Here is a 26,458-nt window from a genome sequence, read left to right as displayed (position 1 = left end):
GCGGATGTCTCTTATCCAATTGCAACGCGTCGACTTCAGCATCGGCGGCCCACTCCTGCTCGAACACGTCGATCTGTCGATCGAGGCGAACGAGCGTGTCTGCATCGTCGGTCGCAACGGCGAAGGCAAATCCACCCTGATGAAGCTGATCGCCGGCGAGCTGCATGCCGACGACGGCGAAGTGCGCGTGCAGAACGGCATCGTGGTGGCGCGTATGGCGCAGGAGGTGCCGCACGGCACCGAGGGCAGCGTGTTCGACGTGGTCGCCGAGGGCCTGGGTGACCTGGGCCGGCTGCTGGCGCGTTATCACCACCTGCTGGACACCGGCGACTTCGACGCGCTGGGCGACGTGCAGCACGAGATCGAGGCGCAGCACGGCTGGGACCTGGACCGCCGCGTCAGCGACGTGATCACCCAGCTGGAACTGCCCGGCGAGACCGACTTCGCGGCGCTGTCCGGCGGCATGAAGCGCCGCGTGCTGCTGGCCCAGGCGCTGGTGCGCAAGCCCGACGTGTTGCTGCTGGACGAGCCGACCAACCACCTCGACATCGAGGCGATCGGCTGGCTGGAGAGCTTCCTCAAGCAGTTCGCCGGCAGCATCATCTTCGTCACCCATGACCGCAGCTTCCTGCGCGCGCTGGCCACCCGCATCGTCGAGATCGATCGCGGCCAGCTCACCGACTGGCCGGGCGACTACGACAACTACCTGCGCCGCCGCGAGGAACGCCTGCACGCCGAAGCGCAGGCCAACGCGCTGTTCGACAAGAAGCTGGCGCAGGAGGAAGTGTGGATTCGCCAGGGCATCAAGGCCCGGCGCACCCGCAACGAGGGCCGCGTGCGGGCGCTGAAGGCGCTGCGCAACGAGCGCGCCGAACGGCGCAACCTGGGCGGCAACGTGAAGATGACCGCGGCCAACGCGCAGTCTTCCGGCAAGAAGGTGATCGACCTCAAGCACGTGCACCAGGCCTACGACGGCCGCGTGCTGATCGACGACCTCTCGACCACCATCCTGCGCGGCGACCGCATCGGCATCATCGGCCCCAACGGCGCCGGCAAGAGCACCCTGCTGAAGATCATGCTGGGCGAACTGACACCACTGCGCGGCACCGCCGAGCTGGGCACGTCGATCCAGATCGCCTACTTCGACCAGCACCGGCTGCAGCTCAACGACTCGCTCAACGCGCTGGACAACGTGGCCGAGGGCCGCGAGTTCATCGAACTCAATGGCCAGCGCAAGCACATCATCGGCTACCTGCAGGATTTCCTGTTCTCGCCCGAACGCGCCCGCGCGCCGATCACCCGGCTGTCCGGCGGCGAACGCAACCGCCTGCTGCTGGCCAAGCTGTTCGCCCAGCCGTCCAACCTGCTGGTGATGGACGAACCGACCAACGACCTCGACGTGGAAACACTCGAACTGCTGGAAGAGTTGCTGACCGACTACCAGGGCACCCTGCTGCTGGTCTCGCATGACCGCGCCTTCCTCGACAACGTGGTGTCCAGCACCCTGGTGCTGGAGGGCGAGGGCCGGATCGGCGAATACGTGGGCGGCTACAGCGACTGGTTGCGCCAGCGGCCGGCTCCGCGCGGCACCACCGCGACCGGCAAGTCCCCTGCCCCCGCCCCAGCCGCACCGCCAGTGGCGAAGCGCAAGCGCAGCTTCAAGGAACAGCACGAGCTGGAACAGTTGCCCAAGCGCATCGAGCAACTGGAAACCGACATCGCCACGCGCACCGCCGCGATGAACGAGCCGGCGTTCTTCCAGCAGGACAGCGCCGCCATCGTGAAGGCCAACGAGACGGTCGCCGCGCTGCAGGCCGAGCTGGATGCGGCCTATGCGCGCTGGTCCGAACTGGACGGCTGAATCTGCCGGATGGTCTGACCACTTCTTTCGCATCGAAGATGGCAATGAACGGAAAAGGCCCGATCATCCTGATCGGGCCTTTTCCGTTCTTGCGTCGGGACACCATGAAGCCGTCAATGCTTCATGGTGTCCCTTGACCGGTCCCGCGCTAGCCGCCGTTCCAGCTGGCCTTCAACGAGACTCCGCTGTACGCCTGATAGCCTTTCAGCATGACGTAGTACGTTCCCGCCTGGACTTGCGTGAACGTGCAGCTCTCGCTGTTGCCATTGCGGTACGGGCGGCAGTCGTAGCTGCTGGTCGTGGGCGCCGAGCCAAAACGGACGTACATGTCCACGTCACCCGTGCCACCGCTGCTGCCGATCGTCAGGTTGGTCGACCCGGCTGGCACGATCACCCTGTAGAGCGCGGTACCGCCGGTGGCTCCACTCAAGCCGGTCTTCGCCACGCCATTGGCCAGCTCATCATCGGCCGGTGGTTGCGGGTCACCGCCCGTCGTCCAGCTCGCCTTGACGGTAACGCCGCCATAGGCCTGGTACGCACGCAATTGCACGTAGTACGTGCCCGCCTGCGGCGTCGCCACCGTGCAGCTCTCGTTGTTGCCCGAACGATACGGACGGCAGTCGTAGCTGCTGGTGGTGGGTGCAGCGCCGTAACGCGTGTAGAGATCCACGTCGCCACTGCCGCCACTGGTCGAGATGACCAGGTTGCTGGCACCCGCCGGCACGGTGACCTTGTACAGCACGGTGCTGCCGCTGGCGCCGGAGAGTCCACTCTTCGGCACCCCGTTGGCGAGCACGTCGCCACCGGTGGGCGGGATCGGCGTGTCACCGTCGCCGTTGCCGCCGAGCTCGACGGCGAAGGCCAGCGCCAGCCGGGTGAACTTCAGCGCGTGCTGCGCCTGGTTGCCCGAGTTGGCGTAGGTGTCCTTGCTGGAGTGGATATACGGATTGTCGTCACCCAGGCGCGACTCGAACGGCATCGAGGTGGCGTAGCCCTGGTTGTGCCATGACGCGTGATCCGAACAACCGTAACCACACTGGTCATGCACCACGCTGAGCTGCGGCAGGTACGTATTCACCAGGGACTCGACGAACTGGTTCTGCGCCGCGTCGGTGTAGTCGTCCTCCAGATAGATGTCGCCGGCCGAGCCCTTGTAGTTGGTCATGTCCAGCTGCAGCATGCCGACCACGTCGACATTGCGGTTGGCGTAGTCGGTGGCGATGTAGTTGGAGCCGTACAGGCCGAACTCCTCACCCGCATAGGCCATCAACTGGATCGTGCGCGCCGGCTTGTAGCCGTTGGCCAGCAGCACGCGCAGGGTTTCGGTAAGGCCCGCCACACCGGAGGCATCGTCATCGGCGCCCGGCGCACGCGAGGTGTCATGCGACTGACCACCGGCGTCGTTCCAGTTGACCGTGTCCAGGTGCGCACCCATCACCACGATCTGCTCGGGATGCTGGGTACCGGTGATGGTCAACACCACTGAGGCCTGCTTGTCGCTGCCCCGCACGACCTGCTTCACCGCAATGTCGGAGCGGCCTGCGGCCATCGTCTGCCACGTGCTCTTCAACCAGTCGGACGCTTCCGCGCCGGTGCTGCCGTTGTAGTAGCGATTGTTGAATCCGGCCAGGCTCTGGATGGTGTCGGCGATATGGCCCGCGGTTTGCTGCGCGATCCACGGCGTCACCAGCGCCTGCTGGTCGATCGTGTAGTCCGGCACGGTCAGGCCGGCCAGAGCCTGACGGGGCTGCAACGCCACCCGGGCGGCGTCGAGCGAGTCGTAAGTGATGTAACCCGCGCAATGATGCAATTGACGGTGAACCTGTGCGCTGAGCGCGCCGAGCACGCTGTCATCGACCGGCACGATGTGGATCCTGTCCACCGTGACCAGACCCTTGTTGGTGGTGCCGGTGGCGACGTAGCGACTCTCCAGGCTGCGTGCGGCCGGATCGACCTGTTGCAGCGCGGTGTAGCTGTTCTGATCGAGCGTAAGCCAGACCTTCTTTGGTGTTGCGGCGCTGGCAGCGCCCCCCAACGACGCCAGCGACAACAGTCCACATGCAATGGCTTGCCTGAGTTTCATGATCTTCTCCATGAAGGAAATACAGACGTACGCACCCCCTGCCGCGTACCGGATATCGCGGCTCGTCCCCCACGGACGCGACCGGTAAACCTAAACACGGTCAAAAAAGTAAACAAGGGCCTCCGCGCGCGAATGCTCGCAGACGCGAACTGTGTTGTGATTTTCTTGCGGAACCTCACGCGGATCGGGCCCCGACGCCCGCCGGGCGGCCTGTTCCGCACCCGGCGAAGCGCAAGTTCCGGCGTATCATCCGAAGGCTTGCCACCACGGATCATCGCCATGTACACGCTCTACTACGCCCCCGGTTCGGCCAATCTGCTGGTGCACCTGGCCTTGCTTGAAATCGGCGCGCCGCACGAACTCAAGCGCGTCGACCTCGACAAGGGCGAGCAGCGCAGCGCTGCGTACCTGGCGATCAATCCGAACGGCGTGGTGCCGACGCTGATGGTTGACGGCGCGCCGCATGGCGAAGCGGCTGCGCTGGCGATGCTGCTGGCCGAGCGGCATGCCGAAGCCGCCCTGGCACCGGCAGCGGGAAGTGCGCAGCGCGGTGACTATCTGCAATGGATGTTCTATCTCGCCAACTCGCTGCAGCCGCTGTTTCGCCAATGGTTCTACCCCGGCGACCAGCTGCCGGCGGCGGCCGACACCGTGCAGGAAGCGGCCCGCATCGGCATTGAAAAATGCTGGTCGCATGTCGACGCCCGGCTCGCCGCACACGGTCCGTACATGCTGGGCGAACAGCTCAGCGTGGTCGACCTGTATGTGCTGATGCTGATGCGCTGGTCGCGCAACATGCCGCGCCCGGCCACCGAGTGGCCGCAACTGGCGGCGCTGGCCACGCGATTGAAGGCGCGAGCGTCGTGGAAGCAGGTTTGCGCCGCCGAAGGGCTGACGGAATGGGTTTGAACGCATGAGCGACGCGCCCGGCGCCGATACCTGGGCGGTCTATCTGCTTGAATGCGCCGACGGCCGCGTCTACACCGGCATCGCCCGCGACCCCGAACAGCGCTACGCAAAACACCTTGCCGGCAAGGGCGCGCGCTTCACCCGCTCCAACCCGCCGCGGCAGTTGCTGGGCTGGGTGTGGGTCGCCAGCCATGGCGACGCGCTGCGGCTGGAGATGGCCTGGAAACGCCTGCCGCGGGCGCAACGCATCGCGGCGCTGCGGGAAGGCATGTCGGCGTGACACGCACGAACGCGTGCTAGCATCACCCGTGAAGGGGAGTAGCTCCCGCTCGCTGTCACCGCCAATACGGGCTTGACCCCGGTGCAGCGGCAAACCGCCAGGTTTGCGAGCAAGACCTTCGCCGTCCCACGGCGAAGCTGCGTCCATCACGAACGCCTTTGACGCCGTGGCCCCACCGCGCGACCCACGTGTCCTGCAGCCACCCACCTCAAAGAGATCCCCATGGAATCACTGGCCAGTCCCGAAATCTGGATCGCCCTCGCGACGCTGACCGCCCTGGAACTGGTGCTCGGCATCGACAACATCATTTTCATCTCGATCCTGGCGGGCAAGCTGCCGCCGGAGCAGCGGGACAAGGCGCGCCGGCTCGGCATCGTGCTGGCCGCGATCACCCGGCTGGGCCTGCTGATGGCGATCGCCTGGATCGTCGGGCTGACCGCGCCGCTGTTCTCGCTGTTCGGCCACGCCTTCTCGTGGCGTGACCTGATCCTGCTCGGCGGCGGCCTGTTCCTGATCGGCAAGGCCACCCACGAAATCCACCAGAAGCTGGAAGGCGCCAGCGAACAGGTGACCGTGGGCGCGGCCACCGCGACGTTCGGCGGCGTGATCGCGCAGATCATGCTGCTCGACATCGTGTTCTCGCTGGACTCCATCATCACCGCGGTGGGCATGGTCGACGAGCGCTGGGTGATGGTCACCGCGATCCTCGCCTCGATCGGCTTCATGCTGGCGTTTGCCCGGCCGATCGGCGAGTTCGTCGAGCGCCATCCCACGGTCAAGGTGCTGGCGCTGAGCTTCCTGATCATGATCGGCCTGGTGCTGTTCGCCGACGGTTTCGGCCAGCACATTCCCAAGGGCTACATCTACGCCGCGATGGCCTTCTCGGTGTTCGTGGAGCTGATCAACCTGTGGATTCGGCGGCGCGCGAAGCGGCAGGTGGCGCCGGTGGCGCTGCACGGGAAGTACACCGGCGGCGACGCCGGCTAGTCGCGCGCCAGCTCCAGCGGCAACCACAGCTGGGCGGCGGCTCCGGGCGCGCCTTCGCGGGCGCCCAGGCTGACGCCGCCTTCGTGTGCCTCGGCGATCTGCCGCACCAGGGCCAGGCCGATGCCGGAGCCGCCGGGCTTGGTGGTGAAGAACGGCACGAACAGGTTGTCGCTGCCGGGCAGGCCGGGGCCGTCGTCGAGAATCTCGATCAGCACACGCTCGCCCTCGCTGCGCCAGCGCATCACCACCTCGCCCTTGCCGCCGTCGAGGCTCGCCTCGACCGCGTTGCGCAGCAGGTTGATCAGCGCCTGTTCGAGCTGGTCGGGGTCGGCCTGCAGCGACAGCGCCGGGCCGTCTTCGACGCGCACCGCAAGGCGCTGCTCCAGTCGCGCCACCGCCGCGATGCGTTCGGCCAGGTCGACGCTCCGCTGCTGCGGCGGCGGCAACGCGGCCAGCTTGCTGTAGCCGGCCAGGAAACGGGCCAGCGATTCGGCCCGGTTGCCGATCACTTGCAGGCCGCCGCGGGTATCGTCGCGCCAGTCGTCGGGCAGTGGATCGCGCGCGACCAGGCTGGCCAGCGTGCCAGCCAGCGAATGGATCGATGCCAGCGAGTTGTTGACCTCGTGGCCGAGCACGCGCAGCAGGCGCTGCCAGGCCTGGCGCTCTTCCTCGCGCAACGCGCGGCCGACGTCGTTGACGACCAGCAGCTGGCCGTTGCGGCCTTCGTTGCGCAGCGGCGCGTGGCGAATCTCGAAGCGGCCGCTGCGACCGGGAAAGACGTGCCGCACGACCTGCGCCGATGGCGCGGCGAGCAGCGCATCGAGCCCCAGCTCGTCCGCGCGGCGGCCCATCAGCGCGTGACGCTCGCCGGTGAGCAGGCGTTGCGCGGCGGGATTGAGCAGGCGCAGGCGCAGGTCGCCGTCGAACACGAACACGGCGGCATCGAGCGAGGCCAGCGTCTTGCCCAGCAGGCGCGCCGAATCCTCCGATTGCAGGCGCTCGCGCTGCAGCCGGTCCGCCAATGCGTTGATGTCGTAGATCGCCTCGCCCAGCACGCCCCCGCTCACGCCGCGCAGGCTGTAGTCGCCTTCTCGCAAGGCTTCGAGCAGGCCGACCAGGGTGTACAGCGGATACACCACGCGCCGGTGTTGCCAGCGGGCGATCATCGCGGTGAGCACCAGCGCGGCGCCGGCGAGCACCCAGCGCAGCTCGACCCCGGGCCGGCCCGTCAGCAGCACGATCGCCAGCGCCGCCAGCGCGGGCAGTGCCACCAGCCAGCCGCCGAGCAGCACCCGTCGCTCGAACGCGGGCATGCGCGCCCGGCGCCGCGATGACGTCCTGGCCGCGGGTTCAGCCATCGTCGTCACTGGCGGGATCGCGCAGCGCGTGCTTTTCCATGCGGCGGTAGAGCGTCTGGCGGGTGATCCCCAGCGCATCGGCGGCATGCTGCAGGTTGCCGTCGTGACGCTCCAGCGCGCGCCGCACCAGATGCGCCTCGGCCTGGTCGATGGTCATGTCGTCGAGTTCCGTCGACGCCGCCGCCGTGCCGCCACCCGGGCCGGGACCGAAGGCCAGCGCCGAATCGCTGACCAGGTCCTGCTCGGCCAGCAGGGCGGCGCGTTCCATCAGGTGGCCCAGCTCGCGCACGTTGCCCGGCCAGCGCCAGGCCAGCAACGCGCGCTCGGCCGACGGCGCCAGGCGCAGATCGTGGCGGCCATAACGCGCGGCGCTGCGTTCGAGAAAACTGCGCGCCAGCGGCAGGATGTCGTCGCGGCGTTCGCGCAGCGGCGGCAGGCGGATTTCCAGCGTGTTGAGCCGATACAGCAGGTCCTTGCGGAAGCGCCCCGCTTCCACCTCGACGGCCAGGTCGGCATTGGTGGCCGAGACCAGCCGCACGTCGGCGCTCTGCGTGCGCGAGGAACCCAGTCGCTCGAACTCGCCATCCTCCAGCACGCGCAGCAGTTTCGGCTGCTGCGAGATCGGCACGTTGCCCACTTCGTCGAGGAACAGCGTGCCGCCATCGGCCAGCTCGTAACGGCCGATGCGTTCGCTCCTGGCGTCGGTGTACGCGCCGCGCACGTGGCCGAACATCTCCGACTCGAACACGTTCTCGGCGATGCCGCCCATGTTGACCTTGACCAGCGCCTTCGCCGCGCGTCGCGACTGCGCGTGCAGCGCCTGCGCGATCACGCCCTTGCCGGTGCCGTTCTCGCCCAGCACCAGCACGTTCGCGTCGCTGGGCGCGACCCGCGCCACCAGTTCCATCACCCGGCGCATCGCCGGCGATTCCGCGATCAGGGCTTCGCCGCCGCCGCGCAGCAGCGCGTTCTCCGCCTCCAGCCGGCGCTGTCGGCGCGCGCCCTCGCCCAGCGCGATCTGGGTGCGCACGATGCTCAGCACGCGCGCGTTGTCCCACGGCTTCTCGATGAAATCGCCGGCGCCGCGGCGCAGCGCATCGACCACCAGCGGCACGTTGCCCCACGCCGTCATCACCACCACCGGCAGCTCCGGCACATGCTGGCGCAGCGCATCGAGCAGGGCCAGGCCCTCCTCGCCCGAGGTGGTGTCGCGGGTGTAGTTGAGGTCGATCAGCGCGCAGCCGAAATCACGCTGGCGCACCGCCTCCAGTGCGGCCGAGGGACCGTCCACGCCGATGCTGGCGAAGCCCTCCGACTTCAGCAGCAGGCGCAGCGCCTCGCGCACGTCGGCCTGGTCGTCGACCAGCAGGACGGTGGGATTCGATTCGCGGGTCATGTCGTTCCGTTCGCGGGTTCAGCGCAGCATATCGACTCCGCCGCGCACACGCGCATCATTCGTAGCGCAGGGCGACGGCGGGAGCCACTCGCAACGCGCGAATCATCGGCACCAGCGAGGCGATCAGCGCCACCAGCAACACGGTCAGCAGGACCGGCGCGAATACGCGCATGTCGTGCGCCCGGGTGTGCAAGCCCGGGTCGGCCAGCAGCGCCGACCACGGCCAGGCCAGCAGCAGGCCGACACCCAGTCCCAGCCCGAGCTGCCACAGCAACTGTCGCCCCACCTCGCGCGCGATCGCAGCGTTGCCGGCGCCGATCGCGCGACGGATGCCGATCTCGCGCGTGCGTTGGGCCACCGCGAACGCCAGCACGCCGTACAGGCCCGCGCCGGCCAGCAGCAGCGCCACCAGCCCCAGCGCGCCGAACACGCTGCTGAGCACGGTCAGGCCCACGCGCGCCTCGGCCATCGCGGCGGCCTGGCTGCGCATGCCGTACACCGCCGCCTGCGGCTCGATCGCGTGCACGGCATCGATCAGCTGTTGCGCGGCGCTGTCGGCGACGGCATGCGTGCGCACCGCCAGCCCTACCGCGTGCAACGGGCCTTGCCCGACCGACTGGTCCAGCGGCAACAGCAGGCCCGGCCGCGGCTTTTCCAGTACGCCGTCCAGCTGCAGCGGCTCGATCACCCCGACCACGGTCAGCGTGCGGGCGGACGGACGGCCCGGCCACAGCACCAGCGTGCTGCCCAGCGCATCGCCGTGCGGCCATGTCGCCGCGGCCATCTTCGCGTCGACCACCGCCACCGGCACGCTGTGCGCACGGTCGCGCGCGTCGAAGAAGCGGCCCTCCCGCAAACGCACGCCATAGGTGCCGGGGAAATGCGCATCGACGATGGCCATCTGCGCCCGCGGCCAGCCGTCCGCAGGTTGCGGCTGGCCCGGCAGCGATACGTCTTCATGGCTGCCCAGCACGGCGCCTGGCACGGTGTCCGACGCCGTGGCGTCGACCACGCCGGCGCCCTGGCGCAGGCGCTCGCCGACCGCGTCGAAGAAGCGGATGCGCTGCGCGTCGTCGCCGTAGTCGGCCGCAGGCAGCATCACCTCGGCGGTGAGCACGTGCGCGGCATGCGCCGCGCCGGCCATCGGCTGCGACAGCACGGTGCCCACCGCGCGCACGAAGGTGCCCGCCCCCACCAGCAGCACCACGGTCAAGGCGACTTCCGCCATCACCATGATCCTCGCCGCCCGGGCGAAACCGGCGCCCGAACCCTTGCCGCCATCGCGCAGCAGATCCTGCAGGTCGGCGCGCGAGGCGCGCCAGGCTGGAATCACGCCCGCCAAAGCCGTGCTGAGCAGCGCCGCCGCCAATGCTGCCGCGAGCACGCGACCGTCGAGGCCGAAATGATGCAACGGCACCGCACCCGCTGCATCCTTGAAGTACACCGAGACGATCCAGCGATTGCCCCAGTGCACGATCGGCAATGCCAGCGCCAGGGCGGCCAGGCTCAACAGCAGGCTTTCCAGCAGCGCGCCGGATACCAGTCGTGCGCGACTGCCGCCCAGCGCGCTGCGCAACGCCAGTTCGTGGCGCCGCTGCAGGGTCTGCACCAGTTGCAGGTTGGCCACGTTGACGCAGGCCAGCAGCAACACCAGCACCGCGGCGCCGAACATCAGCCACACCCACTGGCGCATGTCCTCGGGCACGAAGCTGAACTTCCACGGCTTGATGATGACGCCCCGCGTATGCCGCCCCGTCGGCAGCGCCGCCTGCAGGCGGGCAGCCCATGCATCCAGTTGCGCGCGCGCCTGCGCCAGCTGCTGTCCGGGGGCCAGCCGGACCACGCCCCACACGTCGCGGTGCTCGCCCGGCAGCAGTTTCAACGGCATCCAGACCTGGCTGTTGGTGACCGGCATGCTCGTCGCATCGGCCGGCAGCACGCCCACCACCGTGGCCCACTCGCCGTTGACCCGCACCGCGCGCCCCACGATCTGCGGATCGGCGTTGAAACCGCGCCGCCACAGGTTCTCGCCCAGCAGCACCACGGCTGGCGCGCCGGCTGCCTCGTCCGCCGGCTGCAGGCCGCGCCCCAGCAGCGGCCGGATGCCCAGCAGCGTCATCATCGAGGCAGTCACGCGGCTGCCTTGGTAGTAGTTCGCGCCGCGGCCCTGCTCCACGCCGGCGCCGGTGGCCACGTAGGCGCCGAGCAGGTCGACGCCGCCCAGCCGGCCACGCAGCGCCAGGTACTGGTCGCTGTCGAGCGTATCGATGCCATGGCCACTGCGCGAGGGCTCGCCCACGGCCAGGATGCGTTCGGGGTGCGGCAGCGGCAGCGGATCGAGGATCAGCGTGTTGACCAGGCTGAACAGGAACAGCGTCACGCCAAGGCCCACGCCGAGCACCATTGCCGACAGCAGCGCATACCCGGGGCGACGCGCCAGGCGCCGCCATGCATTGCGAAATTCACGGACGATCATTCCCTGCTCCCGCGCAATGCGCGCATCGGATGGACCCGGCCGGCACGCAGCGCCGGCACCAGGCAGGCCAGCACACCGGCCACGGCCAGCACCGCGCAGACGCCGCCGAGGGCGACCGGGTCGACCGCGCGGCGGCCGATGTCCTGCAGCACCGCGCGCAGCACGCCGGACAGTCCCAGCGCGAGGCCGACGCCCAGCACCAGGCCGAGCCCGATCTGCCACAGGCCACCGCGCAGCACCAGCCGGATCAGGCGCCACGGCGAGGCGCCCAGCGCGCTGCGCACGCCGAACTCGCGTTCGCGGGCGGCCACCGCCACCGCCATCACCGCGTACATGCCGGCCGCCGCAAGCAGCAGCGCCAGCGCGGCGAAGATGCCGACCAGCAACAGGTTGAGGCGCATGTCGGCGGTGGTGCTGCGCACGATGCCCTGCATGCTGCGCACGTTGGCGATCGGCTGGTTCGGCGCGACGGCGCCCACCGCCGCGGCCAGCGCGTCGCGCCACGCGTTCGGGTCGCCATGACCGCGCAGCGCGAAGCGCATCGGTTCGAAGCTGCGGAAGATCGCCATGGCGTTGTCGGTCATCTGCGCCAGCGGCACGTACAGCACTTCCGGCTGTTCCTCCAGCGGACCGAACTGGTTGGTGTCGCCGACCACGCCCACGATGCGCGCCGACCACAGTCCGGCATGGTCGCCGCGTTCACCACGCTGGATCAGCTTGCCGAGGGCCTGGCCGCCATAGTGCTTCTCGGCCATCGCCCGGTTGACGATCGCCACCGGCTCGCCGCCGCGGACATCGTTGCGGTCGAACGTGCGCCCCTCGCGTGTGGCGATGCCGAACAGCGCGAAGAAATCGGGGCCGACGCCGCGGTACTGCGTGTTGTACATCTCTCCGCTGCCGGGCAAATGCAGGCCGCCGAGGTTGAACTGGCCGCTCCACAGGTCCGCCGGAAGGTTGGTGGTGGAGGTCGCCGTGGTCACGCCGGGTATCGCGCGCAGGCGTTCAAGCACGCGCGCCGACAGCCGATCCACCGCGGCGGCATCGGGATAGTCGGCCAGCACCGGCGCCAGTTCGAAAGTGAGGATGCCGTCGCTGTCGAAACCCAGCGGCGTGCGCGCGGCGTCGTACAGCGTGTGCAGGAACAGGCCCGCGGCGCTGAGCAGCGCGGTCGCCAGCGCCACCTGGGCCACCACCAGCACGCGGCCCAGGCGGCCGCTGTGCAGGCCCAGCCCGCTGCGTCCGCCCTCGCGCAATTCGTCGATCCCGGCGGCGCGGCGGCCGCGCCACAGACCGAGCGCCGCGGCCAGCAGCGCGCCGCCCAGGCCGAGCAGCAGGGCCAGCAGCCACGTCGCGGCATCGAAATGCAGCCGACCGTTCGGCAACCACTCCGCCGGCATGTGGCCTTGCAAGGCGCCGAGGCCGACCATCGCCAGCAGCACGCCGAGCAGTGCGCCGACGACGCCGACCAGCAGGGCTTCGGCCAGCGCCGGCAACGCCAGTCGCGACATCGGCGCCCCCAGCGCACCGCGCACCGCGGCATCGTGGCTGCGCGACAGCGCACGCAACAACATCAGGTTGGTCAGGTTGACCAGCGCGATCAGCAACACGAACAGCGCACTGGCGAGGAACAGCGTCAGCACGTGGCCGGCATCGGCATGCTGCCAGGCGCCGAACGGCTGCGTGCCGAAGTGGGCGCGCTTCCAGTAGTCGTCGCCCAGCGCGACGTACATCGCGTGCAGGCGCGTGTCCACCTCGGCCGCCACCGTGGCGGGCCCCACACCGGCGTTCGGGCGCAGCAGCGCCATGTAGTTGGTGCCGTCGTTGACGCTGTCCGGCGGCAGCGCGGCGGGCAGCACCACGTCGCCCGCGAAGCCCAGCGCGGCGAAACCTTGCGGCAGCACGCCGACGATGGTGTGCGGTGCGCCTTCGATCGAGATGCTGCGCCCGATCACGCCGGCGTCGCCGCCATAACGGCGCTGCCAGAAACCGTGGCCCAGGATCACCACCTGCGGCCCGTGCGGCCGGTCCTCCTCGGCGCTGAAGTTGCGGCCAAGCCGCAGGGGCAGGCCGACCGTCGGCAGCAGGCCACGATCGGCGTAGCTCGCCGGCACCAGCTCGGGCTGGCCGTCACCGGCGATGTTCAACTTCGGGCCATCCTGGATCAGGCCGATCGATTGCACGCCGCCCAGCGACTGCATGTGCTGGTACTGCTGCGGCGACACCGAGCTGACATGGTCGCCATTGCGGGGGCCAGCCACCAGCAGCCGCGAGGCCTGCGGCACCGGCAGCGGCTGCAGCAGCACCTGCTCGATCAGGGTGAACACCGCCGCGGTGCTGCCGACCCCCAGCGCCAGCACGCCGGCGGCCAGCAGCAGGAAACCCGGGCGCTGCAGACTCGCGCGCCAGGCGCGCCAGATTTCCGCCAGCCAGATGTTCATCGCGTGACCTCCTGCATCGTGCCATTCATCGCCATCACTCCCCCCGCAGAGCGCGCATCGGCTGCACGCGTGCCGCGCGCACGGCCGGCCACAGGCAGGCCAGCAGACCCGTCGCCGCCAGCGTCGCGCAGACCCCCAGCACCACTGCCGGATCGAACGCGTTGCTGCGGCCGAGCAGGGTCATCAGCAACACCGCCAACGCATGCGATGCACCCAACGCGATCGCCACCCCGATGGCCAGCCCTGCGGCGATCTGGATCAGACCGCCGCGCAACACCAGGCCAAGCAGACGCCGCGGCGCGGCGCCCAGCGCCATGCGCACGCCGAACTCGCGCTCGCGCGCGGCCACCGCCACGGCCATCACCGCATACAGGCCCGCCGCCGCCAGCATCAGCGCCAGCGTGGCGAACAGGCCGATCAGCCACAGGCTGAGCCGGGCGTTCTGCGTGGTCTGGCGCACGATGCCGCGCATGTCGCGCAAGTTCGCGATGGGCTGTTCGGGAGCGACTTCCGCCAGAACCCTGCGCACGCCGGCCTGCCAGTCCATCGGGTTGCCGTGGCCGCGCAATGCAAAGCGCAAGGGCTCCATGTTGCGGATGATCGTCATCACCGGATCGGGCATCTGCGCCAGCGGTACGTACAGCACGGGTTGCATGGGCTGCAGCGGACCGCGCTGGTAGGTCTCGCCCACCACGCCGACGATGCGCACCGGCCGGAACTCGTCGCCTGTGCTCGGCACCTCGACCATCTTGCCGACCGCTCGGCCGTCGTAGTACTTGTCGGCCAGGTCCTTGCTGACGATGGCCACCGGCTCGCTTCCGCGCACGTCGCCGCTGGTGAAGCCGCGGCCCTCGAGCAGCGGGATGGCAAACAGGCCGAAGAAGCCTTCTCCAATGCCGTGGTACTGCGACACGAATTCCCTGCCGTCCGGTGTGTGCGGGGAGGTCTGGAGTTGGCCGACCATGCCGTTGCTGGCAGGCAGGTTGGTGGTTGCCGTCGCATCGGTCACGCCCGGTATCGATTGCAGTTGCTGCACCAGTCGCTGCGACAGATCGTGTACGGCGGCCACGTCCGGATACCTGGCCTGCACCGGCGCCAGATCGAACGTGAGCACGTGGTCATCGGCAAAGCCCAGCCGCAGTTGCGACGCGTCGTAGAGCCCGTGCATGAACACGCCGGCCGCGCACAGCAACACCGCCGCCAGCGCCACCTGCGCCACCACCAGCACGCGGCCGAGCCGGCCACTGCGCAGGCCGATGCCGCTGCGCCCGCCTTCGCGCAGTTCGTCCACCGTGGTCGCGCTGCGGCTGCGCCACAGCGCCAGCACCGCCGCCAGCAGCGCGCCCAGCAGGCCCACGCCGAACGCCAGCACCCAGGCCGCGGCGCCGATGCGCAACCGCCCGCCCCACAACCATTCGGCGGGAATGAATCCCTGCAGCAGGGTCAGGCCAATCACGGCAAACGCCATGCCCAGCAAGGCGCCGACGCCGCCCACCAGCAAGCCTTCGCCCAGCGCCGGCAACATCAGCCGCGGCAACGACGCGCCCAGCGCGCTGCGTACCGCCGCATCGTGATTGCGTGACAGCGCACGCAGCAGCATCAGGTTGGTCAGGTTGACCAGCGCGATCAGCAGCACCAGCAACGCGCTGGCCAGGAACAGCAGCAGCATTGGCCGCGCATCCCGCTGCACGGTCGAGACCAGGTCGCCGGCACCGAAGCGCGGCTTCTGCCAGTTGCCACCCATCGCCATGTCGCGATACATCGCGCGCTCGCGTGCATCGACCCGGGCCGACACTGCGGCGATGTCGGCACCACTGGCCAACCTTGCGATCGCCACGGTGCCGTTGTGGCTGTACTCGCGACTCGCCGGCGGCAGCGCCGTCGGCAATATCACGTCGCCCGGTCCCAGCACCGTGTTGAAGCCGGCCGGCAGCACGCCGACGATGGTGCGCGGCAAGCCTTCCACACGCAGGCTGCGCCCGATCACGCGCGTATCGCCACCGTAGCTGCGCTGCCAGAAGCCGTGACCGAGGATCACGGCAGGCGGTCCGTGCGGACGATCCTCCCGCACATCGAAATTGCGCCCCAGCACGGGCTGCAGGCCCAACGCAGGCAGCATGCCCCGGTCGATGTAGATCACCGGCACCTGCGCCGGCGTACCCGCACCAGCGATGTTCACCGTCGAGCCGGGACGTTCCAGGCCCAGCGAGGTGACGCCGTCGAGCTTGTCCAGATACTGGTATTCATGTGGCGAGATGCCGCCGGGATGGCCGCTGTCGCTCAACTGGCCCAGCACCATGAGCTGCTCCGGGTGCGGTACCGGCAACGGCCGCCACAAGGTGTTCCCGATCAGCGTGGTCACCGCAACGGTAGCGCCGATGCCCAGTGCCAGCACGCCGGTGGCCAGCAGCAGGAATCCCGGGCGGCGCACACTCGCACGCCACGCGCGCCAGATTTCGGTGACCCAGATGTTCACGCGTCGACTTCCACGCGCTGGCCGATCAAGGCGTCGATGCGCTGCTCGTCCTCGCGGCGCAGCCGGTCGAAGGTTTCCTCGTCCACCACGCGGCCGTCGAACATGCGGATCTTGCGCTGGGCCAGTTCGGCGTAGCGGCTGTCGTGGGTGACCATGCAGATGGTGGCGCCGCCCTTGTGCAGCTCGTCGAGCAGGGCCATCACCGCCTCGCCGTTGCGCGAGTCGAGGTTGCCGGTGGGTTCGTCGGCCAGCAGGATCGCCGGCTTGCCGACCAGGGCGCGGGCCACCGCGACGCGCTGCTGCTGACCGCCGGAGAGTTGCGCCGGGTAATGCCGCATGCGGTGCGCCATGCCGACCCGCTCCAGCGCCTCCTGCACCCGCTCGCGCCGTTCGGCCGCGCCGATGCCGCTGCGGTAGGTCAGCGGCAGCTCCACGTTTTCCTGCACGCTGAGGTCGCCGATCAGGTTGAACGCCTGGAAGATGAAGCCGATCTCCGCGTTGCGGATGCGTGCGCGTTCGGCAGCGTTCATCCCCGCGACGTCATGCCCGCTCAATACGTAGCTGCCCGCGTCGGCGGTGTCGAGCAGGCCGAGGATCGACAGCAGCGTGCTCTTGCCGCAGCCGGACGGGCCGGAGATGGAGACGTACTCGCCCAGGCGTACGTCCAGGTGCACGTCGCTCAACGCGTGCGTTTCCACCTCATCGGCCTGGAACACCTTGCGGATGCCGCCGAGGGTGATGACGTTGGTGGTGTCGTTCATGCGGTCGTCCTGTTGAAAGAAGAGTCCGGAAAGATGTCGATCAGGCTGCCGTGCCGCTGCTCGAATCAGCGCAGGCGCAGCTGCTCATACTTGTCCCACTGGCTGGTGTCGGAAAGAATCACGCGGTCGCCCGGCTGCAGGCCCTGCATTATCTGCACCCGGTCGACCGAGGTGGCGCCCACCCGTACCTTGATGCGGCTGGCGGTGTTGCCGGAGGCGTCGAGACGGAACAGGCTGGCCTCGCTGTTCGGCTCGACCTGGGCCGGGCGTCCCATCGACAGCACCTGCTTGAGTTCGGCGATGCGGATGCGGCCGTCCACCGAAAGATCGGGACGCGCCCCCGCAGGCAGTGCGCCGGACGGCGTCACGTCCACCTGCACGCTGCCGTCCACCACCGCCGGATCGATGCGGGTGACGGTGCCGTCGATCAGGCCGTTGTAGGTATTCACCTGGGCGGCCATGCCCAGCGCCACGTCCTTGGCCTGCACCTCGGGCACGCGCAGCCGGGCGATCAGCACGTCGCCGCGCGCCACCCGCGCCAGGTCGGCGCCGGCAGCCACCTGCTGACCTTCCTGCACCGCGACCTGCTGCAAGGTGCCGGCGATGCCGGCGCGCACCTGCAACGCATCGGACTGGCGCTGGCGCAGCAGCAGGTTGCTCTGCTGCAGCTGCAGCTCCGCCCGCACCGCCGCCATCTGCGCCGCGATGCCGGCACCGAACGCCTGCACGCGCTGCTGCTCCACGTCGGTGCGATGCTGCAGCTGCTTCACCGCGATCAGCTCCTGCTCGTACTGCACCCGCGGAATCAGGTTCTTCTCCATCGCCTTCGCATCGGCTTCGCTGCGCACCTTCGCCGAGGCATAGTCGGCCTGGGCCTGGGCCAGCGAGGAACGCTCGTCCAGCAACTGCGACTGCAGGGCGGCCTGCTTCGCGGCCACCTGCGCCTCGGCCGCGGCGACCTGCGCCTGGGCGTTGCGCAGGTCACTGTCCACCTGCGGGCTGGACAGTCGCAGCAGCACCGTGTCGGCCTCCACGCGGGTACCCGGCCACACCTCGATCTTGCTCACCTGGGCGCTGGTCTGCGCCGCCAGCCAGTGGATGTCGCGCGGCACCAGGGTGCCCGGCGCGCGCACCTCGCGCAGCATGTCGCCACGCTGCACGGTATCGATCCAGGCCGCCGATCGCTCCACCGTGGGCAGCGCCGGCCCGAGATTGACGGCACCGATGACGAGACCCGCCAGCAGCAACACGCCGCCGGCGATGGCGAGTTGGCGGCGACGACGTTTGCGCTGGGCGGCGAGCGGTTTGGCGATATCCATGCGCCGATCAGAGCAAGGGCCGTGCCACGCCGCCAGATGCCCGTCCCACAAGGAAACGTCCTGCCTGTCGACCATCACGCCCGTTCGAAGACGGACAGTGGCGTCCGGAGTCGTACATCGCGGCGCGCCATCATGATGGCGCGCAAGATCGCGACCGCTGCGCCGCATCCAGTGTCTTCAGTGCGTGCAATCGACCCGGCTGATCCGCACCGATCTACCTCCGGCATCCGCGGGGACCAGCAGGTACGAGCCGACCCAGCCGCTGCTGCGCAGTCCATCTCCGTCGATCGAAAGATCGCGACTGGCCGCGGGCAGGTTCAGCAGGCGGGAGATCGCGACCTTGCCGTCGCCTGCTATCTGGACCCGGTAGACCGCTGCGTATTCCATGCCCATGTGCGACAGGCCGGTGATCACCCACGCCGTGCGATCGGACAACTTCAGCATGCCGCTGACGTTTCTTTCGAGCAGCAACTTCGGCGGAGCGCCCGCGCGCATCCATGTCAGGTTGCCGCCAAACTCCCCGCGATCGCTTCCGCCGAGCGTGCCGCCGTGAAGATCCAAGCTCATTGGCGCTCGCGTCGCCGCAGGCAATGCACAGCTGGCCGCCTCCTTGGCGAGCGGATTGTTCCAGAGCAGGTTGGCGAACCGGTTATCCGTCCTGTACAGCGATTCCAGCGCCTTGGGCTTGCCCGCCTGCAGGGCCGCGACGGCCTCGTCGGCGGCGCGCCGGACTGCGGCAAACCAGTGTGTCTGCGCGACCTGCCGCAGCGCCGGAACGGCTGTCTCGTCGCCCAGCCGGACCTCGGCAAGAATCGTGGCGGCCACGACTTGCCAGTCGCGGTCCTGAAGCAGGGGATGCAGGGCCGAACTCACCGAACGGTTGCCCAACTGGCCGAGCGCCTCCGCAGTCTGCATCCGCCATCGCCAGGACGTGGATTCCAGATAAGGCAGCAGTTGCGGCGCCACCTGTCCGACATCCTGCCCCATGCCGGCCAAGGCGCCGAAGCAATCGGCTGCCTCGCTTTCGCCGGGCGCATCCACCAGCGGCGGTGGCGCGCCGGGATCCGGCTTGAACGCAGCCTCGGTTCCTGGCGGCGGACAGCTGGCCAGGATCTCCCCCAGCACTGAAGGATCAAGCATGGAGCGCAAGGCGGAATGCGCAGCCTTGCGCAACCGCGGGTCACGGTCACTGGCCAGGGGCCGGATCGCAGCGCCGTGCGAGCGTGCCCGCTCGCCGAAGGCGGCAACGAGCCGCAGCGCCTGCTCCCGCTCGTCGGCGGGAAGCGAACGATTCGTCGCTGCGTCGACCAGAGCCCGCAGCATGGGGGTCCGGGAGGGAGCTGCTTCGGGGAGCGAGGAGTCAAATGACAGCGCGGCAGCGAGGTTGTCGCGTTCGGCCCCGGGTGCGTGGGCCATCCTGCGCAACACCTGCGGCAAGGCCCGGGGCAGCATTTCGCCCAGCACGAAACCGGCCTGGTTCATCCCGCCTTCGCGCTCGACGATCGGGATGACCAAGGCCGCGGCCTGTTCGACCGGAAACTTCGCCAGCGCGCGCACAATCCAGCCGCCACCGCGTTCACGCGAGATCGCCTGCTTCAACGCTGGAAGGTCGGATGGCGACCACGCCGGCCAGCCCGCCAGCAGGCAACCCGCGATGTCGCGCTCGGCCGGGTTCGAGGCATTGGCCGTGGCCAGCAATCGTTGCTTGGCTTCTTCACCGTAGACTTCGAACCGTTCGCGCAAGGCATCGCACGACGGGTACCACGTGCCAGGCGTCAACGTTGACGCGGCGACGTGAAACTCTTGCATGCAGCGGTCCAGGCTGGCGCACGGCGTTGCGACCACCGGTGCCGCCTGCAGAAGTCCCAGCCAAAAAAGCCATCCTTGCATGGTGCCCCCATGGAATGTATCAGCCGGTGTTCTGCAGGCCCTGCGACACGCCGTTGACGCAGGCGACCAGGGCCTGCAGCACGGCGTCGTCGGTGCGGCCGCCGTCGCGCCAGCGTTGCAGCAGGTCGACCTGCAGCAGGCTCATCGGATCGACGTAGGGATTGCGCAGGCGGATCGAGGCGGCCAGGCGCGGGGCGTCCTGCAGCAGGGCGTCGCTGCGCTTCAGTTGCAGCAGCCAGTGACGGGTGCGGGCGAACTCGTCGCGGATCAGGCCGAAGAATTCGTCGTGCAACGGGCCGGACAGTTTCGAGAACGCCTCGGCGATGTCGAGGTCGCACTTGGCCAGCACCATCTCCACGTCGTCGAGCAGGTTGGCGAAGAACGGCCAGTCGCGCGCCATCCCGGCCAGCGCGTCCTCACCGAACTCCCCCGCGCCCTGCTCCAGCGCGCTGCCCAGGCCGTACCAGCCGGGCAGGATCGAGCGGCACTGGGTCCAGGCGAACACCCACGGGATCGCGCGCAGGTCCTGCACGCCGCGCATGCTGCGGCGACTGGCCGGGCGCGAGCCCAGGGTCATCTGCTCGATCACGTCCACCGGGGTGGCGCTGCGGAAATAGTCGACGAAGCCCGCGCGCTCGACGAAGGCCCGGTAGGTCTTGCGGCTGGCCGCGGACAAGGCGTCCATCTGCTCGCGCCAGCGCCGTTCGCGCGGCTCGCTTTCGCGTGGCCGCAGGCTGGCGCGCAGCACCGCGCCGACCGTCTGTTCCAGATTGCGCAGCGCCAGCGCACGGATGCCGTACTTGCGATGGATCACCTCGCCCTGCTCGGTCACCCGCAACACGCCGGCCACGGCGCCCCGCGGCGAGGACATCAGCGCAGGCGTGATGCGCGCGCCGCCGCGGCTGGCCGAGCCGCCGCGACCGTGGAAGAAGGCCAGCTGGATGCGCGCTTCGTTAGCCACCTCCAGCAACTCCACCTGGGCGCGCTGCAAGCCCCAGCGCGAGGCCAGCGTGCCGCCGTCCTTGCCGCTGTCGGAGTAACCCAGCATCACCCACTGCTGGTCGCCCCGCGCGGCGAGGTGGCGACGGTAGACCGGATCGTCGAGCAGTGCGCGCAGCGTGGCCGGCGCGTTCTTCAGGTCGTCGACGGTCTCGAACAGCGGAGCAATGTTGAGCGGCACGTCCTTCGTCTCGTCGACCAGCCCGCCCCGCCGCGCCAGTGCCAGCACTGCCAGCACGTCGGCGGCGCTGCGCGCCATGCTGATGATGTACAGGCCGGTGGCCTCGACGCCGTGGCTTTGCCGGCTGTCGCGCAAGGTGGCGAACACGGCCTGCAGGGACGTGGCGCTGTCGTCGTCGCTGTCGGGAAACCTCGCCTCGCCGCTGGCGTACGGACGCAGGCGATCGGCGCGTTCGGCACCCTCGCGGCTGGCCCACTCCGCATCACCGAGCAGCGCCGCCAGGGCGTCGTCGTGCACACGCGAATCCTGCCGCACGTCGAGCCGGGCCAGGTGGAAGCCGAAAGTGCGCACGCGGCACAGCAGGCGTTCGACCGAATAGGCGCCGGCATGGACGCCATGATGCTGCAGCAGGCTGTCGGCGATCAGCTGCAGGTCGTCGAGCAATTCCTGGCTGGACGCATAGCCGTCCGTTTGCAGCTCCTGGGTCAGCGCCAGTCGCGCGCCGATCAGCTGCAGCAGGCAGCGGTACGGCATGTCGGCGTGGCGCGGGCGGATCTGCGCCGCGGCCGCGGGAAAGCGCGCCCGGTAATCGGCCAGGCGTGCCAGCAAGGCCCCGGTGACCTCGACGCGGCCCTCGGTCTGGCTGAGCGCCCGCGCCAGCGCGGCCACGTCTTCGCGATAGCGCTCGATGACCATGGCCCGCTGCGAGTCGAGGCAGTCGGCGATGGTGTCGGCGCCCACGTTGGGGTTGCCGTCCATGTCGCCGCCGACCCAGCTGGCGAAGCGCAGCAGCCGCGGCAGGCGGATCGCCAGGCCGTAGGTGTCCTGCAGCGCCTGGGCCAGCGATTCGTACAGCGCCGGCACGATCCGGTACAGCGGATGGGTCAGGTAGAAGTCCACGTGCTCGCGCTCGTCCTGCACGCTGGGCCGCACCGGCGAGGCCTCGGCGGTCTGCCAGCCGGCGGACAGCGCCATGTAGATGCGCTGGTCGTCCTCGCGACATTCCTGCGGCGTGCGCTGGGGATCGAAACCATCGATCAGCGAGGCCACGATCGCCTGCTCCTTCTCCAGCAGCGAGCGGCGCACGGCTTCGGTGGGATGCGCAGTGAACACCGGCTCGATCCACAGGCGGTCGAGCCAGCCGACCAGTTCGTCGGCGCCGACGCCTTCGGCCTTGAGCCGACCCAGCACGGCCAGCAGCGATTCGGGCTGCGGCGCGCTGCCCTCGCGCTGGTAGTCGCGGCGGCGACGGATGCGGTGCACCCGCTCGGCCGTGTTGACGGCCTGGAAGTAAGTGGCAAACGCGCGGGCCAGCGCCTCGGCCTGGGCGGCGTCCTGGCCGGCCAGCGAGTCGGCCAGCTCGTCCACCGAAGCACCTTCGCGGCGACGATGGATGGCCGCGGTGCGCACCTGCTCCACGCGCCGGAAGAACGCGTCACCGCGCTGTTCGGCCAGCATGCGGCCGACCATCGCGCCGAGCCGGCTCACGTCCTCGCGCAGCGGGCCGTCCGGCGGCAGGAATTCGGGTTCGCGACTCTGTTCCACGCGGTGGCTCCCTGGCTGGTCAAGCCCCCAGCCTAACCAATCCTGGTCCGGGAGACACCCGACGATGCGGCATAAGCTCATGTCTGCCGCTACAATGTCTCCTTTGCACTGCCCGCCGAGGGGCGCTGCGACCGTCGTCGTGAATGCGGATACGTCCGCAATGCCCCGCACATCCCGTGCGGACTCTTCACGACAACGGCCAGGCTCGGCGCGGCACGTTCCACAACGGCGCCCGGTTGCTCTACGCGAGTCCCTTCGCGAAGAAAGACCGGCCATCCATGCCGGACTCTTCACGGAAGCCTCGCACTAACCGGAGATATCCATGAACGCCGCACTGAAAGAAACCACCCACGACTACAAGATCCGCGACATCACGCTCGCCGATTTCGGCCGCAAGGAACTGGACATCGCCGAGCACGAGATGCCGGGCCTGATGTCGATCCGCCGCAAGCACGCCACCGCCCAGCCGCTGAAGGGCGTGCGCGTGACCGGCTCGCTGCACATGACGATCCAGACGGCGGTGCTGATCGAGACGCTGAAGGACATCGGCGCCGACGTGCGCTGGGCCTCGTGCAACATCTTCTCGACGCAGGACCACGCCGCCGCGGCGATCGCCGCCACCGGCACGCCGGTGTTCGCCTGGAAGGGCGAGACGCTGGAGGAATACTGGGACTGCACGCTGGACGCGCTGTCCTTCCCCGACGGCAAGGGCGGCTACCTCGGTCCGCAACTCGTCGTCGATGACGGCGGCGACGTGACGCTGCTGATCCACAAGGGCTACGAACTGGAGAACGGTTCGACGTGGGTCGATGAAAAGGCCTCCTCGCACGAGGAGCAGGTGATCAAGAACCTGCTCAAGCGCGTGCACAGCGAGCGCCCGGGCTACTGGCACACCGTGGTCAGGGACTGGAAGGGCGTCTCCGAGGAAACCACCACCGGCGTGCATCGCCTGTACCAGCTGGCCGAGGCGAAGTCGCTGCTGATCCCCGCGATCAACGTCAACGACTCGGTCACCAAGAGCAAGTTCGACAACCTGTACGGCTGCCGCGAGTCGCTGGCCGACGGCCTCAAGCGCGCGATGGACGTGATGCTGGCCGGCAAGGTCGCCGTGGTCTGCGGTTACGGCGACGTGGGCAAGGGTTGCGCGCACAGCCTGCGTGCCTACGGCGCCCGCGTGGTGGTTACCGAGATCGATCCGATCAACGCGCTGCAGGCGGCGATGGAAGGCTTCGAGGTCAACACGGTTGAATCCACCCTGGGCCGCGGCGACATCTACGTCACCACCACCGGCAACAAGGACGTGCTGCGGCTCGATCACCTGAAGGCGATGAAGGACCAGGCGATCGTCTGCAACATCGGCCACTTCGACAACGAGATCCAGGTCGACGCGCTGAACGCGATGGCCGGCGTGACCAAGCTCAACATCAAGCCGCAGGTGGACAAGTACACCTTCTCCGACGGCCGCGCGATCTTCCTGCTGGCCGAGGGCCGGCTGGTCAATCTGGGCTGTGCCACCGGCCACCCCAGCTTCGTGATGTCCAACTCGTTCGCCAACCAGACGCTGGCCCAGATCGACCTGTGGGAGCACCGGGACAGCTACGAGAACAAGGTCTACATCCTGCCCAAGAAGCTGGACGAGGAAGTCGCCCGCCTGCACCTGGAGAAGATCGGCGTGAAGCTGACCACGCTCAGCGACGAGCAGGCGAAGTACCTCGGCGTGCCGGTGGAAGGTCCGTACAAGCCGGATCACTACCGCTACTGACAGCGGTGGGCGGGGAGGCAACCTCCCTGGTCTGATGTGAAACGGGGCGCAGCGATGCGCCCCGTTTTTTTTGTGGAGAAGATCAAGAGCACCCCCTCCTGCCCTCCCCCTGCTGCGCAGGGGGAGGAATCAACCCGGCGCCTCTGCTCCCTCCCCTGCTGCGCAGCGCGAGGAATCAACCCGGCGCCTCTGCTCCCTCCCCTGCTTGCAGGGGAGGGCCGGGGTGGGGTCGCTCTTGATCTATCGCTTCATCGCGAAACAAAGATATATACTCGCCGGCACCGCCCACCGGATGCCCAGCGATGCCGTCGATCAGCTTCGAGTTCTTCCCGCCCAAGACCGATGAACAACGCGCGCAGCTGGATCGCGCCGCGCAGGTGCTGAAGGCGCACCAGCCGGAATACGCCTCCGTCACGTTCGGCGCGGGCGGGTCCACGCTCAGCTATACCGGGGACACCGTGGCGCGGCTGCACGCGCAGCATGGCCTGCCGGTGGCGCCGCACCTGTCCTGCATGGGCGGCACCAAGGCCGAGATCACCGAACTGCTGGACGGTTACCGCGCGGCCGGCTACCGGCGGCTGGTGGCGCTGCGCGGCGACATGCCCTCGGGCATGGCCACGGCGGGCGACTTCCGTTACGCGGCCGAGCTGGTGGCCTTCATCCGCGCGCACTGCGGCGACCACTTCCACATCGAGGTCGCGGCGTATCCCGAAACCCATCCACAGGCCGATGACGCGCTGCGCGACCTGCAGCATTTCAAGGCCAAGATCGACGCCGGCGCGAACGGCGCGATCACCCAGTATTTCTTCAACCCCGACGCGTACTTCCGTTTCGTCGACGACGTGCGCAAGCTCGGCGTCGACGTGCCGATCGTGCCGGGCATCATGCCGATCACCAACTTCAGCCAGCTGCGGCGTTTCTCCGAGATGTGCGGCGCGGAGATCCCGCGCTGGATCTCCAAGCGCATGCAGGCCCACGGCGACGATGCCGATGCGGTGCGCGCGCTGGGTGCCGAAGTGGTGGCACAGCTATGCCGGCGCCTGCTCGACGGCGGCGCGCCCGGCCTGCACTTCTACACGCTGAACCGGGCCCGCGCCACGCAGGCGGTACTGCAGCAGCTTTCCTGAGACGCGGTGGCGGGTATGCTGGCGCGATGTATCGCCTGGCCACCCTGCTCTGCCTGATCGCGCCCGCCTGCGCCGCGCCCGCCGCGGCGCAGACGCCGATCCATCGCTGCATCGGCGCCAATGGCAGTGCGGTGTTCACCGACCAGCCCTGCGCCGCGCTGCAGGCCACCCCGGCCAGTCGTGTCGCCGCGTCGGCACCCGCGGTGACCGCCACCACCACGCCAACCCTGTGCGCCGCCACTCTGGGTGCGTTGCGCCAGGGCGTGATCGATGCCTTCGCCAACCATGACGCCAACCGGCTGGCCGGCATGATGCTGTGGGATGGCTACGGTCGCGGCGCGGCCATCGCCGACATCCAGTCGCTGACCCGGCTGATCAAACAGCCGTTGCTGGACGTGACGGCGCCCGACGAATCCGCGCCGACGCCCGCCCCGGCAAGCAGCCTCGCCGATCCATTCGCCATGAACGTCGATCCCGCCCCGGCAACGCCGGCGCGCAATCAGCTGGTGGTGCACACCGCCGACAGCGACGGCAACGGCAACCCGCGCGAACTGCGCTTCGACATCGTCCACCAGGCCGGCTGCCTGTGGTTGCGCAACGCTGACTGAAG

Annotated in this window: 17 protein-coding genes and 1 riboswitch; of the genes, 7 read left to right on the top strand and 10 right to left on the bottom strand. The window is 69.1% G+C overall.

The window, feature by feature from the left end:
* The first annotated feature begins 4 nt into the window (after positions 1–4).
* A complete protein-coding gene (locus tag ABNK63_RS03425) occupies positions 5–1,861 on the top strand; it encodes an ATP-binding cassette domain-containing protein (protein WP_007809373.1) in 1,857 nt (618 codons plus the stop codon).
* Positions 1,862–2,009: 148 nt separating this feature from the next.
* On the opposite strand, the gene ABNK63_RS03420 is transcribed toward ABNK63_RS03425, so the two are convergent.
* Complete coding sequence (locus tag ABNK63_RS03420) at positions 2,010–3,944, bottom strand: M20/M25/M40 family metallo-hydrolase (protein WP_350016701.1); 1,935 nt, start codon at positions 3,942–3,944, stop codon at positions 2,010–2,012.
* Between the two features lie 279 nt (positions 3,945–4,223).
* On the opposite strand from ABNK63_RS03420, the gene ABNK63_RS03415 reads away from it, so the two are divergent.
* From ABNK63_RS03415 to ABNK63_RS03405, 3 genes are all read left to right on the top strand, one after another.
* Complete coding sequence (locus tag ABNK63_RS03415; protein WP_007809368.1) at positions 4,224–4,853, top strand: glutathione S-transferase; 630 nt, start codon at positions 4,224–4,226, stop codon at positions 4,851–4,853.
* A gap of 4 nt (positions 4,854–4,857) precedes the next feature.
* Positions 4,858–5,133 (top strand): GIY-YIG nuclease family protein, encoded by a 276-nt coding sequence (locus ABNK63_RS03410; RefSeq protein ID WP_007809367.1) that lies wholly within the window; start codon positions 4,858–4,860, stop codon positions 5,131–5,133.
* Between the two features lie 222 nt (positions 5,134–5,355).
* On the top strand, positions 5,356–6,120 hold the full coding sequence (locus tag ABNK63_RS03405; RefSeq protein WP_007809365.1) for a TerC family protein: 765 nt from the start codon (positions 5,356–5,358) through the stop codon (positions 6,118–6,120).
* Here the strand turns inward: ABNK63_RS03405 and ABNK63_RS03400 are convergent.
* The 9 genes from ABNK63_RS03400 to ppc all read right to left on the bottom strand — a co-directional run bounded on the left by ABNK63_RS03400 (position 6,117) and on the right by ppc (position 22,959).
* Positions 6,117–7,433, bottom strand: a complete 1,317-nt coding sequence (locus tag ABNK63_RS03400) for an ATP-binding protein (RefSeq protein WP_007809364.1) — start codon at positions 7,431–7,433, stop codon at positions 6,117–6,119. The two genes, ABNK63_RS03405 and ABNK63_RS03400, sit on opposite strands and share 4 nt — an antisense overlap.
* Before the next feature lie 37 nt (positions 7,434–7,470).
* A complete protein-coding gene (locus ABNK63_RS03395; RefSeq protein WP_350016700.1) occupies positions 7,471–8,874 on the bottom strand; it encodes a sigma-54 dependent transcriptional regulator in 1,404 nt (467 codons plus the stop codon).
* Positions 8,875–8,929: 55 nt separating this feature from the next.
* A complete protein-coding gene (locus ABNK63_RS03390) occupies positions 8,930–11,350 on the bottom strand; it encodes an ADOP family duplicated permease (RefSeq protein ID WP_350016699.1) in 2,421 nt (806 codons plus the stop codon).
* Positions 11,347–13,788, bottom strand: a complete 2,442-nt coding sequence (locus ABNK63_RS03385) for an ADOP family duplicated permease (protein ID WP_350016698.1) — start codon at positions 13,786–13,788, stop codon at positions 11,347–11,349. Before ABNK63_RS03385 ends, ABNK63_RS03390 begins: the two co-directional genes overlap by 4 nt.
* 34 nt (positions 13,789–13,822) lie before the next feature.
* Positions 13,823–16,264 carry an ADOP family duplicated permease gene (locus tag ABNK63_RS03380; protein ID WP_350016697.1) on the bottom strand — a complete coding sequence of 814 codons (2,442 nt, stop codon included), beginning with the start codon at positions 16,262–16,264 and terminating at the stop codon, positions 13,823–13,825.
* On the bottom strand, positions 16,261–17,025 hold the full coding sequence (locus ABNK63_RS03375; RefSeq protein ID WP_350016696.1) for an ABC transporter ATP-binding protein: 765 nt from the start codon (positions 17,023–17,025) through the stop codon (positions 16,261–16,263). Before ABNK63_RS03375 ends, ABNK63_RS03380 begins: the two co-directional genes overlap by 4 nt.
* A 65-nt stretch (positions 17,026–17,090) precedes the next feature.
* Positions 17,091–18,344 carry an HlyD family efflux transporter periplasmic adaptor subunit gene (locus tag ABNK63_RS03370; RefSeq protein WP_350016695.1) on the bottom strand — a complete coding sequence of 418 codons (1,254 nt, stop codon included), beginning with the start codon at positions 18,342–18,344 and terminating at the stop codon, positions 17,091–17,093.
* 177 nt (positions 18,345–18,521) lie between these two features.
* The gene (locus tag ABNK63_RS03365) at positions 18,522–20,153 is read right to left on the bottom strand and encodes a HEAT repeat domain-containing protein (RefSeq protein WP_350016694.1); all 1,632 of its coding nucleotides are present in this window, start codon (positions 20,151–20,153) and stop codon (positions 18,522–18,524) included.
* Positions 20,154–20,253: 100 nt separating this feature from the next.
* Positions 20,254–22,959, bottom strand: coding sequence for a phosphoenolpyruvate carboxylase (ppc, locus tag ABNK63_RS03360; RefSeq protein ID WP_350016693.1), 2,706 nt, complete (start codon positions 22,957–22,959; stop codon positions 20,254–20,256).
* 111 nt (positions 22,960–23,070) lie between these two features.
* Positions 23,071–23,200: riboswitch (S-adenosyl-L-homocysteine riboswitch) on the top strand.
* 81 nt (positions 23,201–23,281) lie between these two features.
* Here ppc and ahcY point away from each other — a divergent pair.
* From ahcY to ABNK63_RS03345, 3 genes are all read left to right on the top strand, one after another.
* The gene (gene ahcY, locus ABNK63_RS03355) at positions 23,282–24,721 is read left to right on the top strand and encodes an adenosylhomocysteinase (RefSeq protein ID WP_350016692.1); all 1,440 of its coding nucleotides are present in this window, start codon (positions 23,282–23,284) and stop codon (positions 24,719–24,721) included.
* 302 nt (positions 24,722–25,023) lie between these two features.
* Complete coding sequence (gene metF, locus ABNK63_RS03350) at positions 25,024–25,848, top strand: methylenetetrahydrofolate reductase [NAD(P)H] (protein ID WP_007809345.1); 825 nt, start codon at positions 25,024–25,026, stop codon at positions 25,846–25,848.
* A gap of 26 nt (positions 25,849–25,874) precedes the next feature.
* A complete protein-coding gene (locus ABNK63_RS03345) occupies positions 25,875–26,456 on the top strand; it encodes a DUF4124 domain-containing protein (RefSeq protein ID WP_350016691.1) in 582 nt (193 codons plus the stop codon).
* The last annotated feature ends 2 nt before the right edge of the window (positions 26,457–26,458 follow it).

The sequence above is a fragment of the Rhodanobacter sp. IGA1.0 genome (genome assembly GCF_040208325.1).
GTDB classification, from domain to species: Bacteria; Pseudomonadota; Gammaproteobacteria; order Xanthomonadales; family Rhodanobacteraceae; genus Rhodanobacter; species Rhodanobacter spathiphylli.
Note: the sequence above shows the minus strand (reverse complement) of the source record. Positions and strands in the feature narration are given on the sequence as shown.

What these genes read in the sequence shown, in the direction of transcription:
- ABNK63_RS03395 (WP_350016700.1), bottom strand. Translation starts at nt 8,874, where the DNA reads ATGACCCGCGAATCGAATCCCACCGTCCTGCTGGTCGACGACCAGGCC.
- ABNK63_RS03405 (WP_007809365.1), top strand. Translation starts at nt 5,356, where the DNA reads ATGGAATCACTGGCCAGTCCCGAAATCTGGATCGCCCTCGCGACGCTG.
- ABNK63_RS03385 (WP_350016698.1), bottom strand. Translation starts at nt 13,788, where the DNA reads ATGAACATCTGGCTGGCGGAAATCTGGCGCGCCTGGCGCGCGAGTCTG.
- ABNK63_RS03390 (WP_350016699.1), bottom strand. Translation starts at nt 11,350, where the DNA reads ATGATCGTCCGTGAATTTCGCAATGCATGGCGGCGCCTGGCGCGTCGC.
- ABNK63_RS03400 (WP_007809364.1), bottom strand. Translation starts at nt 7,433, where the DNA reads ATGCCCGCGTTCGAGCGACGGGTGCTGCTCGGCGGCTGGCTGGTGGCA.
- metF (WP_007809345.1), top strand. Translation starts at nt 25,024, where the DNA reads ATGCCGTCGATCAGCTTCGAGTTCTTCCCGCCCAAGACCGATGAACAA.
- ABNK63_RS03415 (WP_007809368.1), top strand. Translation starts at nt 4,224, where the DNA reads ATGTACACGCTCTACTACGCCCCCGGTTCGGCCAATCTGCTGGTGCAC.
- ABNK63_RS03420 (WP_350016701.1), bottom strand. Translation starts at nt 3,944, where the DNA reads ATGAAACTCAGGCAAGCCATTGCATGTGGACTGTTGTCGCTGGCGTCG.
- ABNK63_RS03375 (WP_350016696.1), bottom strand. Translation starts at nt 17,025, where the DNA reads ATGAACGACACCACCAACGTCATCACCCTCGGCGGCATCCGCAAGGTG.
- ABNK63_RS03345 (WP_350016691.1), top strand. Translation starts at nt 25,875, where the DNA reads ATGTATCGCCTGGCCACCCTGCTCTGCCTGATCGCGCCCGCCTGCGCC.
- ABNK63_RS03370 (WP_350016695.1), bottom strand. Translation starts at nt 18,344, where the DNA reads ATGGATATCGCCAAACCGCTCGCCGCCCAGCGCAAACGTCGTCGCCGC.
- ABNK63_RS03410 (WP_007809367.1), top strand. Translation starts at nt 4,858, where the DNA reads ATGAGCGACGCGCCCGGCGCCGATACCTGGGCGGTCTATCTGCTTGAA.
- ahcY (WP_350016692.1), top strand. Translation starts at nt 23,282, where the DNA reads ATGAACGCCGCACTGAAAGAAACCACCCACGACTACAAGATCCGCGAC.
- ABNK63_RS03365 (WP_350016694.1), bottom strand. Translation starts at nt 20,153, where the DNA reads ATGCAAGAGTTTCACGTCGCCGCGTCAACGTTGACGCCTGGCACGTGG.
- ABNK63_RS03425 (WP_007809373.1), top strand. Translation starts at nt 5, where the DNA reads ATGTCTCTTATCCAATTGCAACGCGTCGACTTCAGCATCGGCGGCCCA.